The sequence below is a fragment of the Nonomuraea antimicrobica genome, from assembly GCF_039536965.1.
Classification (GTDB): Bacteria; Actinomycetota; Actinomycetes; order Streptosporangiales; family Streptosporangiaceae; genus Nonomuraea; species Nonomuraea antimicrobica.
The window spans coordinates 20,453-34,277 of the sequence record NZ_BAAAZP010000147.1; the positions used below are offsets into that span (position 1 = coordinate 20,453).

15 protein-coding genes are annotated in these 13,825 nt (G+C 73.0%); 8 read left to right on the forward strand and 7 right to left on the reverse strand.

From position 1 onward, the window contains the following. The first annotated feature begins 32 nt into the window (after positions 1 to 32). Positions 33 to 995 carry a GlxA family transcriptional regulator gene (locus ABD844_RS36295; RefSeq protein ID WP_344888234.1) on the forward strand — a complete coding sequence of 321 codons (963 nt, stop codon included), beginning with the start codon at positions 33 to 35 and terminating at the stop codon, positions 993 to 995. Positions 996 to 1,001: 6 nt separating this feature from the next. Beyond that, the gene (locus ABD844_RS36300; RefSeq protein WP_344888236.1) at positions 1,002 to 1,640 is read left to right on the forward strand and encodes a DJ-1/PfpI family protein; all 639 of its coding nucleotides are present in this window, start codon (positions 1,002 to 1,004) and stop codon (positions 1,638 to 1,640) included. 173 nt (positions 1,641 to 1,813) lie between these two features. Here ABD844_RS36300 and ABD844_RS36305 read toward each other — a convergent pair whose 3' ends face one another. Beyond that, positions 1,814 to 2,413 (reverse strand): ArsR/SmtB family transcription factor, encoded by a 600-nt coding sequence (locus ABD844_RS36305; protein WP_344888239.1) that lies wholly within the window; start codon positions 2,411 to 2,413, stop codon positions 1,814 to 1,816. Between the two features lie 67 nt (positions 2,414 to 2,480). On the opposite strand from ABD844_RS36305, the gene ABD844_RS36310 reads away from it, so the two are divergent. Further along, complete coding sequence (locus ABD844_RS36310) at positions 2,481 to 3,728, forward strand: MFS transporter (RefSeq protein ID WP_344888242.1); 1,248 nt, start codon at positions 2,481 to 2,483, stop codon at positions 3,726 to 3,728. A 56-nt stretch (positions 3,729 to 3,784) separates the two neighbouring features. Next, complete coding sequence (locus ABD844_RS36315) at positions 3,785 to 4,591, forward strand: serine/threonine-protein kinase (RefSeq protein ID WP_344888244.1); 807 nt, start codon at positions 3,785 to 3,787, stop codon at positions 4,589 to 4,591. Between the two features lie 109 nt (positions 4,592 to 4,700). Here the strand turns inward: ABD844_RS36315 and ABD844_RS36320 are convergent, their stop codons facing one another. Continuing rightward, a complete protein-coding gene (locus ABD844_RS36320; protein ID WP_344888246.1) occupies positions 4,701 to 5,450 on the reverse strand; it encodes a lysophospholipid acyltransferase family protein in 750 nt (249 codons plus the stop codon). A 19-nt stretch (positions 5,451 to 5,469) separates the two neighbouring features. Next, positions 5,470 to 6,636: a cytochrome P450 gene (locus ABD844_RS36325; protein WP_344888248.1), complete on the reverse strand. Its 1,167-nt coding sequence runs from the start codon at positions 6,634 to 6,636 to the stop codon at positions 5,470 to 5,472. Positions 6,637 to 6,690: 54 nt separating this feature from the next. On the opposite strand from ABD844_RS36325, the gene dhaK reads away from it, so the two are divergent. The 3 genes from dhaK (at position 6,691) to ABD844_RS36340 (ending at position 8,741) form a co-directional block, all read left to right on the forward strand. Then, a complete protein-coding gene (gene dhaK / locus ABD844_RS36330) occupies positions 6,691 to 7,671 on the forward strand; it encodes a dihydroxyacetone kinase subunit DhaK (RefSeq protein ID WP_344888250.1) in 981 nt (326 codons plus the stop codon). Further along, positions 7,668 to 8,288 (forward strand): dihydroxyacetone kinase subunit DhaL, encoded by a 621-nt coding sequence (gene dhaL, locus ABD844_RS36335; protein WP_344888253.1) that lies wholly within the window; start codon positions 7,668 to 7,670, stop codon positions 8,286 to 8,288. The genes dhaK and dhaL overlap by 4 nt, the downstream gene beginning before the upstream one ends. 87 nt (positions 8,289 to 8,375) lie before the next feature. Next, the gene (locus tag ABD844_RS36340; protein ID WP_344888256.1) at positions 8,376 to 8,741 is read left to right on the forward strand and encodes a PTS-dependent dihydroxyacetone kinase phosphotransferase subunit DhaM; all 366 of its coding nucleotides are present in this window, start codon (positions 8,376 to 8,378) and stop codon (positions 8,739 to 8,741) included. A gap of 50 nt (positions 8,742 to 8,791) precedes the next feature. Here the strand turns inward: ABD844_RS36340 and ABD844_RS36345 are convergent, their stop codons facing one another. The 4 genes from ABD844_RS36345 to ABD844_RS36360 form a co-directional block, all read right to left on the reverse strand. Further along, positions 8,792 to 10,465 (reverse strand): thiamine pyrophosphate-binding protein, encoded by a 1,674-nt coding sequence (locus ABD844_RS36345; protein ID WP_344888259.1) that lies wholly within the window; start codon positions 10,463 to 10,465, stop codon positions 8,792 to 8,794. Further along, the gene (locus ABD844_RS36350; RefSeq protein WP_344888262.1) at positions 10,462 to 11,235 is read right to left on the reverse strand and encodes a cyclase family protein; all 774 of its coding nucleotides are present in this window, start codon (positions 11,233 to 11,235) and stop codon (positions 10,462 to 10,464) included. Before ABD844_RS36350 ends, ABD844_RS36345 begins: the two co-directional genes overlap by 4 nt. Before the next feature lie 115 nt (positions 11,236 to 11,350). After that, positions 11,351 to 11,803, reverse strand: coding sequence for a hypothetical protein (locus tag ABD844_RS36355; RefSeq protein ID WP_344888265.1), 453 nt, complete (start codon positions 11,801 to 11,803; stop codon positions 11,351 to 11,353). A gap of 40 nt (positions 11,804 to 11,843) precedes the next feature. Further along, on the reverse strand, positions 11,844 to 12,272 hold the full coding sequence (locus ABD844_RS36360; RefSeq protein WP_344888268.1) for a CBS domain-containing protein: 429 nt from the start codon (positions 12,270 to 12,272) through the stop codon (positions 11,844 to 11,846). 130 nt (positions 12,273 to 12,402) lie between these two features. Here ABD844_RS36360 and ABD844_RS36365 point away from each other — a divergent pair, with 130 nt between their 5' ends. After that, positions 12,403 to 13,794 (forward strand): aminopeptidase P family protein, encoded by a 1,392-nt coding sequence (locus ABD844_RS36365; protein WP_344888271.1) that lies wholly within the window; start codon positions 12,403 to 12,405, stop codon positions 13,792 to 13,794. Positions 13,795 to 13,825 lie beyond the last annotated feature (31 nt).

The window sequence follows — 13,825 nt, forward strand, 5'->3', positions numbered from 1 at the left end:
CGCCATGGGCGGGCCCCGCCCAGCATGAAGACATGCAACGACGGGTCCTGATCGTCGTCTTCCCCGGGTTCCAGCTCCTCGACATGGCCGGCCCTGCCGACGTGTTCGCCACGGCCGGGCTGCTCGCGCCGGAGCACCCGTACGCGGTGGAGGTGGTGGCGCCGGGGGGCGGGGCCGTACCGGCGGGCAACGGCGTCACGGTGACCGCCGCCGCGCTCGGCGAGACCACGGGCCCGGTCGACACGCTGCTGGTGGCGGGCGGTCCCGCGCTGCCCGCGCGGCTGGCCGACCGGGAGCTGGTCGCGGGCGTCGCCCGTCTGGCCGCCGGCGCCCGCCGGGTCGCCTCGGTCTGCAACGGCGCGTTCCTGCTGGCGGAGGCCGGGCTGCTGGACTGCCGCCGGGCCACCACGCACTGGCTGTCGGCCGGGGAGCTGCAGAGCCGGTACGCGGGCGTCGAGGTGGACGCCGAACCCCTCTACATCGAGGACGGCCACGTCTGGACCTCCGCCGGCGTGCTGTCGGGCGTGGACCTGGCGCTCGCGCTGGTGGCCAGGGACCACGGCCACGCCCTGGCCGGCGACGTCGCCCGCGGCCTCGTGGTCTACCTGCACCGGCCGGGCGGGCAGAGCCAGTTCAGCACGCCCATGCGGGCCATGACGCCGCGCAGCGAGCCGCTCAGGGAGTTGCAGACCTACATCGACGCGAACCCGGGCGCCGACCTGAGCGTGCCCGCGCTGGCCGTACGCGTCGGGATGAGCGCACGCCACTTCTCGCGCGTCTTCACCGAGCAGACCGGCCTGTCCCCCGGCCGGTACGTCGAGCGCAGCCGCGCCGACACCGCCAGGCGGCTGCTGGAGCTGACCGGCCTGCCCCTGGAGGCGGTGGCCAGGGAGTCGGGGCTGGGCTCGCCGGAGACGCTCTACCGCGTGTTCCGTCGGCACTGGCGGGTCTCTCCGGGCGACCACCGCCGCAGATTTCAGTCGAAGGAAAGGTAAGACGACATGCACATCGCCATTCCGCTCTACCCCCGGTTCACGGCGCTCGACGCGGTGGGGCCGTACCAGGTGCTGTCCTTCGCGCCGGGCTGCACGGTCACGTTCGTGGCCGCGGAGCCGGGGCCCGTCGGCGACGACCACGGAACGTTCCTGCTGACCGCCACGGCCTCCTACGAGGACGTGCCCGCGCCGGACGTGATCGTGGTCCCCGGCGGCAGCGGCACCTTCGAGGCGCTGGCGGACGCGGACCTGGTCGCCTGGATCAAGCGGGCCGACCAGCACACCCGGTGGACCACCTCGGTGTGCAGCGGCTCGCTCCTGCTCGGCGCGGCCGGGCTGCTGCAGGGGCTCAAGGCGACCTCCCACTGGGCGCTGCTCGACGAACTGCGCCGTTACGGGGCCGAGCCGGTGAGCGAGCGCGTGGTCACCTCCGGCAAGACCGTGACGGCGGCGGGGGTGTCGGCGGGCATCGACATGGCGCTGACGCTGCTGGCCCAGGCCCAGGACGTGGAGACGGCGCAGAGCGTGCAGCTCCTGATCGAGTACGACCCGCAGCCGCCGTTCGACAGCGGCTCGCCCAAGTCGGCCCCGGAGGGCCTGGCCGAGCGCGCCCTCAGCCTCCTCCCCTCACCGACGCCGTCCTGACCGGCACTCCCCCGACCGACACTCTCTTGACCGACACTCCCCTGACCGACGCCGTCTGACCGATGCCGTCCTGACCGGCACTGCCCTCACAGACACCGCCCTCACAGACACCGCCCTGACCGGCGCCGCCCCCGACGACGACGGCGGCGGCGCCGCGCCGTCCGGTCCCGCGTTCAGCGGTCGCGGACGGCGCCCAGGGGGAGGACGTCGAAGTGCACGATCACGTGCCCGGCCTGCCCCTCCCCCTCGGGGTGCTCCTCCTGCCGCTCGTCCGACAGCGCCCGGTAGCGCTCCAGCACCCCGAACACCTCGTCCCGCATCCGCGCCGTCTCCTCCGCCGTGAGCCGCAGCGACCGCCGCCCGAACCCGCTGGCCTGGATCCACTCCTCCGGCGCCCGGTCGCCCTCCTGCCGCCACCGGGACAGCTCCGCGCCGCGCTGGCGTACGAGGTCGTCGAGCAGGTAGTCGAGCGCGCCGGCCGCCTCGGGGTCGGCGGGCGGGTCGCCGAAGGAGAAGCCGCCGGGCGTGACCCGCCAGTATTTCTCCTTGCCCCGCCCCATCCCCCGCACCACCTCGATCATGCCGTGCTTGGCCAGCTCCCGCAGGTGGTAGCTGGTCGCGCCGCTGTTCTGCGCCAGGAGGGCGGCGAGCCGGGTCGCCGTGGAGGGGCCGTTCTCGTCGAGAAGCTCGTAGATCCGCAGCCGCATCGGGTGGGCGAAGGACTTCAGGGCGTTCGCGTCGAGCGTACGGGCGGAGAAGCTCTTGATCTGCATCCCGTGCAAGCCTATCTTTGCAAAGAAACGTATGCACACTTTCCCTTACACACTATCGGAGTGAGACGTGGCCGGTCTTGGTCGATCGTTCGCCTTCCTGTGGTCGTCCACCGCCCTGTCCAACCTGGCCGACGGCGTGCTGAAGGTCGGGGCCCCGCTGCTGGCCGTGTCGATGACGCGCTCCCCGGCCCTGGTCTCCCTCGTCGGGGCCGCGGCCACGCTGCCGTGGCTGGTGCTGGCGCTGCACGCGGGGGCGCTGGCCGACCGGGCCGACCGCCGCCGGATCATGGTCAGGGCCAACCTCGTGCGCGCCGCGATCCTCGGCACCGCCACGCTGCTGGCCGCCCTCGGCCTGCTCAACCTGTGGCTGCTGCTGGCCGCCGTGCTGCTGGCGGGGGTGAGCGAGGTCTTCGCCGACCTCTCCGCGCAGTCCATCCTGCCCATGGCCGTCCGCACGAACGACCTGACCAGGGCGAACGGCCGCGTCTCCACGGCCCAGATGATCGGCAACGACTTCGTCGGCGCTCCCGTGGCGGGCCTGCTGGTGGTGTCGCTGCCCGCCGCCCTCTACGGGGCGCCCGCCCTCCTGTACGCCCTCGCGGGGCTGCTCCTGCTGGGCATGCGGGGCGCGTACCGGGTGGACGGCCCGCGGGAGCGGCGGCCGATGCGCGCGGAGATCGCCGAGGCCCTGCGTTACCTGTGGTCGCATCGCGTCCTGCGGAGCCTGGCGATCACCGCGGGCCTGCTCAACTTCGCCAACTCCGCCTACTTCGCCGTATTCGTGCTGTGGGCGGTCGGCGACGGGTCCGCCATCGGCCTGGCGCCCGGCGAGTACGGCCTGATGACCACCGCCTTCGCGGTCGGCGCGGTGCTGGGCTCGCTGCTGTCGGGCCGGGCGGCGGCCTGGTTCGGCGAGTTCAGGGCGCTGCTCGGCAACTGGCTGCTCAGCAGCCTGCTGCTCCTGGTGCCGGTGCTGGTGCCGTCGCCGTGGACGCTCTACCCGACGGCCGTCCTGTGGGGGCTGATCGGCGCGGCGGGGAACGTCCTGGTGATCTCGGCCCGGCAGCGGCTGATCCCGCCGGAGCTGCTCGGCCGGGTCAACTCGGCCTACCGGCTCGTCGGGATGGGCGGGATGCCGATAGGAGCGGCTCTGGGAGGCGTCGTGGCCGAGTTCGCGGGGCTCGCGGCCGTCCTCGTGGGCGCGACGGGAGTGTGTTTGGTGGGTGTCTTCCTGGTGTGGCGCGCCCTGTCGGACCAAATTTCTGGGCCTCTGACCAGCGCGCCTACACTTTCCGACATATCCAGATCACGTTAGGCACCCTAGAGCCTGGGTGGAAGTGACATGATTATCCCCGAGCTTGAGGGGATGGTATGCGGCAGATCGGCGGACGGTATCTCCTGAACGAGGAGGCCGGTCGTGGGGGTATGGGAGTCGTCTGGCGGGCGTTCGATCAGCTCCTCCACCGTACGGTGGCGCTCAAGGAGCTGACCTTGGCCGGTGAGGTCGAGATGGTGCGACGCCGGGTGTTGCGTGAGGCCAGGATGGCCGCCGGGCTGACGCATCCCAACATCGTGACGGTGCACGACCTGATCGAGGAGGGCGGCAAGCTCTGGATCGTGATGGAATACCTCGACGGGCTCTCGTTGCACCAACTGCTCTCCCAGGTGGGCACGCTGCCCGCGCAGTCGGTGGTGGCGATCGGGCAGCACCTGCTCGCGGCGTTGCGCACCGCGCACCAGGCGGGCGTGCTGCACAGGGACGTCAAGCCCGCCAACGTCATGCTGACCGGTGACCGCGTGGTGCTGACGGACTTCGGCATCGCGACCGCCGAGGGCGACATCCGCATGACGACCTCGCGGCGCCTGCGCGGCACGCCCGCGTTCATGGCTCCTGAGCGGCTGCACGGCGGCCCGGCCAGCAAGGAGGCCGACATGTGGTCCTTCGGGGCCACGCTCTACAGCGCGATCGAGGGTCAGCCGCCCTACCCCGGGCAGGACGCCGCGACGGTGCTCGGGATGGCCAGGAGCGGCCCCTACCCGCCGCCCCGGCGAGCCGGGGTGATGCGGCCGCTCATCGAGGGGCTGCTGCACCGCGACCCGGTGCACCGGTTCACGCCCGAGCAGACGGCCGGGTTGCTGGCGGGCATGCGGGCCAGCGCGTACCAGGCGGCCATCTGACGCGCCGCGTACCAAGCGGCCATCTGACGTGCGGGGCGGCGACCACCTGCCCCGGCCTGAGCGCCCGCGGAAACCTGCCGGGCGCTCGCGACAGACGACAGTGCCGTGGCTACTCCGCCTGCTGGGCGCGGGCCTCGGCCTCGGCGGCGTCCATGGCCGCCGCCTCCTCCGGCGTCGGAGCCGAGCCCCCGAGGTGGGCCGGCTGCCACCACACCCCCGGCGGCACCTCCGGATAGGTGCGCTGCGCCCGGTCGACCAGCTCCGACAGCCGCCGGTGCAGCTCGGCCGTGTGGTCGTTGACGTTTTCGCCCCGCTTGGGATAGATCGGCTCGCCCACCAGGATGGTGAGCGGCACGTGCCGCTGCAGCAGCTTGCGCGGGCGTCCCTTGGTCCACAGCCGCTGGCCGCCCCACAGCCCGACCGGGATGACGGGCGTGCCGGTCGCCTGGGCCATCCGGATGGCGCCGCTCTTGATCTCTTTGACGGTGAACGAGCGGCTGATCGTGGCCTCGGCGAAGACGCCCACCACCTCGCCCGCCTTCAGCATCCGCAGCGCCGTGGCGTACGAGCCGGCCCCGGCCCCCCGGTCCACCGGGATGTGGTGCATGCCGCGCATCAGCGGCCCCGAGACGCGGTGCTCGAACACGTCGTGCTTGGCCATGAAACGCACCAGCCGCTTCGAGGGCAGCGCGGCGAACCCGGCGAAGATGAAGTCGAGGTAGCTGACGTGGTTGCTGACCAGCACCGCTCCCCCCGACCGCGGCACGTGCTCGGTCCCCTCCATGTGGAAGCGGATGTCGAGCACGCGAAAGAGGGTCCGCGCGGCGGCGATCACCGGCGGGTACACGATCTCAGCCATGAAGCAGACCGTAACCTACTCAGGCGGGTTTGACGGTAGTCGGGAGGCTGACCATGCCCCTGACATTGCCGTGCGCCGTCCGCCTGATGCGGGTGTGGTCGATGTCGTAGCCGGGCGAGACGGCCTTCGTGAGCTCCTCCAGCGCCACCCGGCCCTCCAGACGGGCCAGCGGGCCGCCCAGGCAGTAGTGGCGGCCGGCGCCGAAGCTGATGGCGCGGGCGGTGTCGCGGCCCAGGTCGTAGACGCCGGCGTCGGGGAAGGCGGCCTCGTCGCGGTTGGCCGCGCCGATGAGCAGCCAGACCTTGGAGTCCGCAGGGACGCGGGCACCGTGCCACTCAGTCTCCCGCGTGAGGCGGCGGGCGATGCCGTGCGCCGGGGTGTCGTAGCGCAGCGACTCCTCCACCCACGGCTCGATCGCCCCGGCGAAGGCCGCGGCGCGCTGGCCGGGGTTGCGCCACGCCCAGTACCAGGCGGCGCAGAGCAGGTGGGTGGTGGTCTCCGCGCCCGCGCCGATGAGCAGGAACAGGAACGCCACGACCTCGTCGTCGGTCAGCTCGTCGTCGGCCACGAGCGCGGAGACGAGGTCGTCGCGCGGCGTGGCCCGGCGTTCGGCCACGATCGAACGGTAGTAGCCGCCGAGCGAGACGATGCCCTTGACGCCCTCCTCCGACATCTGGCCCTCGGGGTCGTAGGCGAGCACGAAGCTGGAGTCGCGCCGCACGTTCGCCCGTTCCGACGGCGGCACCCCCACCAGCTCGGAGATCACGTCGAGCGGCAGCCTGGCCGCGAGGTCACGGGCGAAGTCGAACGTCCCCCGCTCCACGGCCCGCTCGATGTGGCCGCGGACGATCTGCCTGATCATGGGTTCGAGCGCGGCCACCCGGCGCGGCGTGAAACCGCGGGAGACGGCGGCGCGCATGCGGGTGTGCTCGGGCGGGTCCATCGCGACGAACGACAGGAACCTGCGCGCGTGCCTCCCCCAGGCGCCCGGGTCCAGCAGCGGGCCGTGGTCGCTGGACAGCAGGACGTTGTCGGCGAGCGCGGCCGAGACGTCTGCGTGCCGGGACAGCGCCCAGAAGCCGAGGTCGGGGTTGTGGTAGAGCGGTGCCTGCGCGCGCAGGCGAGCGTAGACGGGGTACGGGTCGTCGTTGATCGCGGGATCGTACGGGCTGTATACGACATCCACGCCGCCCACGCTACGACGCTTGCGCGGTCGTGAAAACGGGCAGATGTTGTGACCATGAAGAAGCTCATCAACGCGGCCGACTCGGTCGTCGCGGACGCGCTCACCGGCGTGGCCGCGGCCCATCCGTCGCTGAGCGTCCGCGACCAGGTGGTCTACCGCGCCGAGGGCCCGCGCCCCGGGAAGGTGGGCCTGGTCTCAGGTGGCGGCTCCGGCCACGAGCCGCTGCACGTCGGCTTCGTCGGCCACGGCATGCTCGACGCCGCCTGCCCCGGCGAGATCTTCACCTCCCCCGCCCCCGACCCGATCATCGCGGCCACCACGGGCGTGGACGGCGGCGCCGGGGTGCTGCACATCGTCAAGAACTACACCGGCGACGTGCTCAACTTCGAGATGGCCGCGGAGCTGGTCGAGGGCGTCGAGGTGGCCAGCGTGCTGGTGGACGACGACGTCGCCGTCCAGGACTCCCTCTACACGGCGGGCCGCCGCGGCACCGGGGCGACCGTCTTCGTGGAGAAGATCGCAGGCGCGCTGGCCGAGGAGGGCGCGCCGCTGACCGAGGTGGCCGCCGTGGCGCGCGAGGTGAACGAGCGCAGCCGCTCGTTCGGCATCGCGCTGACCTCCTGCACTCCCCCGGCCGCGGGAAAGCCCATCTTCGACCTGCCGGAGACGGACGTGGAGCTGGGCATCGGCATCCACGGCGAGCCGGGGCGGGCCCGGGTGCCCGCGGCGTCGGCGCACGAGCTGGCCGGGGTGGCGATGGAGGCCGTCCACCGCGACCTGCCGCTGCGCGGCGACCTGCTCGTGCTGGTGAACGGCATGGGCGGCACCCCGCTCCTGGAGCTGTACGTGGTCTTCGCGGAGGTGGCGGCGTTCGCCGAGGGCAAGGGGGCACGCGTGGCCCGGTCGCTGGTGGGCAACTATGTGACGAGTCTCGACATGCAGGGTTTCTCCGTCTCGATCTGCCTGCTCGACGACAGGCTGACCCGCCTGTGGGACGCACCGGTCGAGACACCCGCGCTGCGCTGGGGGCGATGATGGACACCGAGTTGTTCGTGGCCTGGTTCGAGGAGGCCGCCAGGCTGATCCACCGCGACCGCGACCGGCTGACGCGGCTCGACGCGGCGATCGGCGACGCCGACCACGGCACGAACCTCGACCGCGGCCTCACCGAGGTCCGCAAGGTGCTGGCCGACTCGGCGCCGGGCTCGGCCACGGAGGTGCTGACGACGGCGGGCACGACGCTGATCCGCCGGGTCGGCGGCGCCTCCGGCCCGCTGTACGGGTCGGCGTTCCGGCAGATGGGCAAGACGCTGACGTCGCCGGTGACGCTGGCCGGGTTCGCGGGGGCGTTCGAGGAGGGCGTGGTGGCGGTCGAGCGGCTGGGCAAGGCCGCCCTGGGCGACAAGACCATGGTGGACGCGCTGGCGCCCGCCTCCCGCGCGCTGGCCCTGGCCGTACGCGACGGGGTGGGCGTGCGCAAGGCGCTCGACCAGGCGGCGCTCGCGGCCGTCGACGGCGCCAAGGCCACGATCCCCATGCAGGCCAGGCGTGGGCGGGCCAGCTATCTCGGCGAACGCAGCATCGGGCACGAGGACCCCGGTGCGGCCTCGGCGGCGCTGTTCATGGAGGCGCTGGCCACGGTGGCGGGATGACCTCCCCAGGTGGCGCCGGCCAGGCTGCGGGATGACGGCGGCGGGCAGATGTCTGTGCGATGGCGGGACGGTGTGATGGTGGGAGTCGTGCTGGTCTCGCACAGTGCGGGCCTGGCGGCCGAGGCGGTGGCGCTGGCCCGGGGCATCGCGGGCCAGGACGCGCCCCTGGCGGCGGCGGGCGGCACGCAGGACGGCGGGCTGGGCACGAGCGTGGACCTCGTCGAGGCGGCCGTACGCAGCGTCGACCGGGGCCACGGCGTGGTGATCATCCCCGACCTCGGCAGCTCGGTGCTGACCGCCCGGCTGCTGGCCGAGGCCGCACCGCGGGTGGTCGTGGCCGACGTGCCGTTCGTGGAGGGGGCCGTCGCGGCGGCGGTGGCGGCGGGTGCGGGCGCTCCGCTGGCCGACGTCCTGGCCGCGGCAGAGGAGGCCCGCACCTACCGCAAGCTCTGACCCCACACCCCCCGAGCCGCCACCTGACCCCCCGGCCCCGCAGTGACCCCTCAGTGGCCTTTGAACGCCTCCTCCAGCCACCACGAGCCGTGTTCGCGCGTCACCTTGGCGTGCACCAAGAGCGGCCGGTCGCGCGGCCCGTCGAGCCACTCCGACACGCCCGCCAGGTCCGCCCGCCGGGTGACGGTCACGGCGGCCAAGCCGTGGCCCCTGGCGATGGCCGCCAGGTCGGCCGGGGGGAACGTGACGGTGCCGAGCGGGTGACCGTGCGGGCCGAAGTGGTGCACCTCCGCCCCGTACGCCTCGTCGTCGTAGACCACGATCACCATGGGAAGCCCGAGCCGGACCACGGTCTCCAACTCGGCCAGGCCCATGAGGGCGCCGCCGTCGCCCAGCGCGGCCACCGGGAGCCGGTCGGGGCGGGCCAGGGCCGCGCCGATCGCCGTGGCCAGACCGAGCCCGATCGACTGGAACGCCTGGGTGAAGCAGAAACCGCCCTCGTCCGGGACGTCCATGAACATCGACGGGTAGCCCATGAAGTTCCCCGAGTCGATGGCGAGGACGCGTTCGCTCGGCAGGAGGCCGTCCAGGGCGATCGTCAGCGTCCGGGGGTCGATCCTGCCGTCGCCGCTCTCGTCCTCGTACGGGACCGCCTGCCAGCGTCCCTCGTCCCGGATGCGGGCGGCCAGCGCGGGCGAGCGGTGGCCCGCCTTCCCTGACGTGAGACGCGCCGCCACCGACCGGGCGACGTGCGCCACGTCGCCCACCACGCCCAGGTCGGCCGGGACGTGCGTCTTGAGCGCCGCCGCGTCGAGGTCGACCTTCGCCACCGTCGCGCCGGGTGAGATGAGGGAGCCGTGGCGGGTGGTCCACATGTTCAGGGCACACCCCCAGGCGACGACGAGGTCGGCGGCCCGGATCAGCTCGGCGGTCAGGGGCGTGGCGAAGCCGCCGGACACGTCGAGGTCCCACGGGCTGCCCCGGAAGAGCCCCTTGGCCACCGCGGACGTGGCCAGCAGCGCGCCCGTCCGCTCCGCCAGATCCACCAGCTCCCGCCGCGCGTGCCGGGCGCCGCGCCCGGCCACGAACACCGGCCGCTCCGCCGCCGCCAACGCCCCGGCCAGCTCGGCGACGCCGCCCACCGCCTCCTCACCGGGCGACCGCCCATCCGCGCCGGACGACGACGGGGACGACGACAGGGACGACGACAAGGGCCGGGCGGGAAGGTCGAGAGGACCGTCGTACGGGGCCGCCTGGACGTCGAGGGGCAGGTTGAGCAGCACGGCGCGGCGCTCCTCCACCGCCACCCGGTATGCCGCCACGACCTGCGTCACGGCCTGCGCGGTCCCCGTGACCCGCATCGGCACCGCGCCCACCGCCGCCGCCAGCCCCGCCTGGTCGATGTGGAAGTTCGACCGCGCCTCCGTGGCCTCACCTGCCACGACGATCAGCGGGGTGCGGCTCTTGGCGGCCTCGGTGAGGCCCGTCATCGCGTTGGTGAGCCCCGGCCCTTGGTGCACCGACACGATCCCGGTCCGTCCGCTCATCCTGGCGTACGCGTCGGCCATGGTGGCGGCCCCGCCCTCGTGGCGGGCGGCGACGAAGCGCGCGCCGGAGGCCACGAGGGCGTTGGTGACGTGGAAGTTGCCGCTGCCGACCACCCCGAAGACGGTCTCCGCGCCGCAGGCGGCCAGGGCCCGGCCGACGGCCTCGGCGACGATCAACGTTCCACCAGGGCGAGCACGCGTACCGGGCTGCCCGAGCCGCCCACGATGGGCAGCGGCGGCGCGACCACGACGGCGCCGGTCACCGGCAGGCGGTCGAGGTTGCGGAGCTGGGTCAGGCCGTACTTGCCCGCGCCCAGCAGGAAGGAGTGGCAGGGGAAGGCCGGGTCGAAGGAGTGCGCGGCGCCCGCGTCGGTGCCCACGGTCTCGACGCCGATGCCGAGTACGGGGGTCTCGGACGCCAGCCAACGGGCGCACTCCACCGAGACACCGGGGGTGTGGGGCCCGGTCTCGTCGGCGTTCAGGAAGGCGGCCTGGTCGGTGGAGCGGGCGTCCCAGCCGGTGCGGTAGAGCAGCCAGCCGCCGTCGGGGAGCGGGCCGTTGACCCGCTCCCACTCCTTGACGTGGTCGACCTGCAGGAGGAAGTCGGGGTCCTTGGACGCCTCGGCGGCGAGGTCGAGCACCACGGCGGGCGCGATGAGGCTGCGCGCGGGCACCTCGGAGACGTCCTGGCCGTCGCGGGCGGTGACCCAGTGGACGGGCGCGTCGAAGTGCGTGCCGGTGTGTTCGCCCAGGTGGAGGTCGTTCCAGTACCAGGCGGGGCCGCGGTCGTCGTAGCGGCTGATCTCCTCCAGGCGGAACGGGATCGTGTTGCCGAACGGCTCGGGCAGTTGGAGGACCGGCGTGTCCGCCGTCAGGGGCGCGGTCAGGTCGATCACCTCGATCGCCCCGCTGCGTACGCTGTCCACAAAGCTCTGCAACACCGACATTTCTTCCTCCTTGGTGGGCTGAGCGCATCCTCCTACGCCCGCTCTACCAGTGCAAACACCGCTGTCAGCGGAGGAGTGGCGGCCCGGCGGGCCCGTCCGGGGGTGCCGGGCGGCCTCAGGCGCCGCCATTCCGCCCGAGCAGATCCTGTTCCGGTTGGCCCTGCGCGGGAGGGGTCTGGCCCGGCGGCGTCTGACTGGGTGGGGTCTGACCGGGTGGGGTCTGGGGCGGCGTCTGACCAGGAGGGGTCTGGCCAGGGGGCGTCTGCGCGGGAGGGGTCAGGCCGGGCGGCGTCTGGCTGGGGATGGTCTGCTGCGGCGGTGTCCCGGCGGGAGGGGTCGGGCCGGGGTCGGAGGGGAGAGGGTCCTGCGGCAGGGCGGGCTCGGTCTCCGTCACCGTGACCGTGGGCGCGGGCTCCGCGGCCGTCGTCTGCGCGCCGAAGCCCACGAACACGCCCAGCAGGAAGCCCAGCAGCGCGGCCAGCCCCGCGACGAGCACGATGATCGGCGGGCTGCTCGTCGCCGGAGGGTACGCAGGGTACTGGTCAGGGGGAGGGGGCCCGTACATCACGGACCAAGCCTGCCATCCCTGTCAACGACGGAGATAGTCGTCAGCGATGCAGATAGTCAACGAGCGACGCCTTCTCCGTCTCCAGCTCCTCGATGGCGCTCTTGACCACGTCGCCGATGCTGACGATGCCGACGAGCCTGCCGTTCTCGACGACGGGCAGGTGACGGAAGCGCTGCGTGGTCATCGTGCGCCGGACCGAGTCGACGTTCTCGTGCGGCCCGACCGTGGTGACCTCGGTGGTCATGATGGCCGAGACCGGCAGGTCGAGCACGGCCGCGCCGCGGTCGTGCAGGCGGCGCACGACGTCACGCTCGGAGACGATGCCCCCGATGGTGACTCCGTCGGAGGAGACGACGACGGCTCCGATGTTGTGCCCGGCCAGCTCGGCGAGCAACTCCCGGACGGTCGCCCCAGGCGCCACGGTCGTCACGTCACTGCCTTTGTTACGAAGGATCGTTCCGATGAGCATGTGCACCACCTCTTTCCCTCATAGTTCCAAGCCTGCGTCCAGGCAAACAAGGCGGCGGGCGGGGAGTCAAGCCGGGGCCACGTAGGCTGCTCCCGTACCGAACACCGGATCGACACCCGAGGACCGCCGCATGAACGAGCCGCTCAACATCGGAAGCCACGATCTGCCCATCACCGACGAACTGGCCGCGTTCATGCGCACCGGCTGGGCGCGGGAGAGCAGGGCCGAGGTGAGCGCGCGGCCGATCGCGCCGTGGGCGGCCAAACGGCGGGCCACGCTGGCGCAGCGCTTCCCCGGCGAGCGGCTGGTGATCCCGGCGGGCACGCTGAAGGTGCGCAGCAACGACAGCGACTACCGGTTCCGGCCGCACAGCGCGTACTCGTACCTGACGGGCGCGAGCGAGTCGGACGACGTGCTGGTGATCGAGCCGTCCGGCCAGGCGGTCCTGTACGTCCGGCCGCGCGCCCCCCGCGAGGAGGGCGAGGAGTTCTACCGCGACCGCCGCTACGGCGAGTTCTGGGCCGGTCCGCGCCCCGACCTGGCCGAGGCCGCGGAGCTGTACCAGATCGAGTGCGCCCACATCCGCGATCTCGAGCTGGCGGGCCCGGCGCGGGTGCTGCGCGGGGTGGACGCCTCGGTCGACGCGGAGGTGCCGCGGGGCGCGGATGACGACGAGCTGGCGGCGTTCCTGTCGGAGATGCGGCTGGTCAAGGACGAGTGGGAGCTGGGCGAGCTGCGCTCGGCCGTGGAGGCGACCGTACGCGGCTTCGAGGACGTCGTACGCGCGCTCCCCCAGGCCCTCGGTCACCCGCGCGGCGAGCGGTACCTGGAGGGCGTGTTCGGGCTGCGTTCGCGGCTGGAGGGCAACGCGGCGGGCTACGAGAGCATCGTGGCCTCAGGAGCGCACGCCTGCGTGCTGCACTGGATCCGCAACGACGGCGCCCTGACCGCCGGTGACCTGCTGCTGCTGGACGCGGGGGTGGAGGCCGACACGCTCTACACGGCCGACGTCACCCGGACGTTCCCGCTGTCGGGCCGGTTCGGCTCGGTGCAGCGGCAGGCGTACGAGCTGGTCTACGAGGCCCAGACCGCGGCCATCGCCACGCTGCGGCCCGGCGCCCGGTTCCGTGACTTCCACCTGGCGGCCATGCGCGTCATCTGCGACGGCCTGCGCGACTGGGGCCTGCTCAAGCAGTCGACCGACGAGCTGATGGAGACGGGCCTCTACCGGCGTTACACGTTGTGCAGCAGCGGCCACATGCTCGGCCTCGACGTGCACGACTGCGCGAAGGCCCGGGCGGAGGTCTACCTGGACGGCGTACTGGAGGAGGGCCACGTGCTGACCGTGGAGCCGGGTCTCTACCTGCAGCCCGACGACCTGACCCTGCCGGAGGAGCTGCGCGGCATCGGCATCCGCATCGAGGACGACCTGGTCGTCACCGCCGACGGCGCCACGATGCTGTCCGCCGGGCTCCCCCGGCACCCGGACGAGATCGAGACGTGGATGGCCGCCCTCTCGTGACGACCCCGCCCGCACGACGGCAATAGGTAAT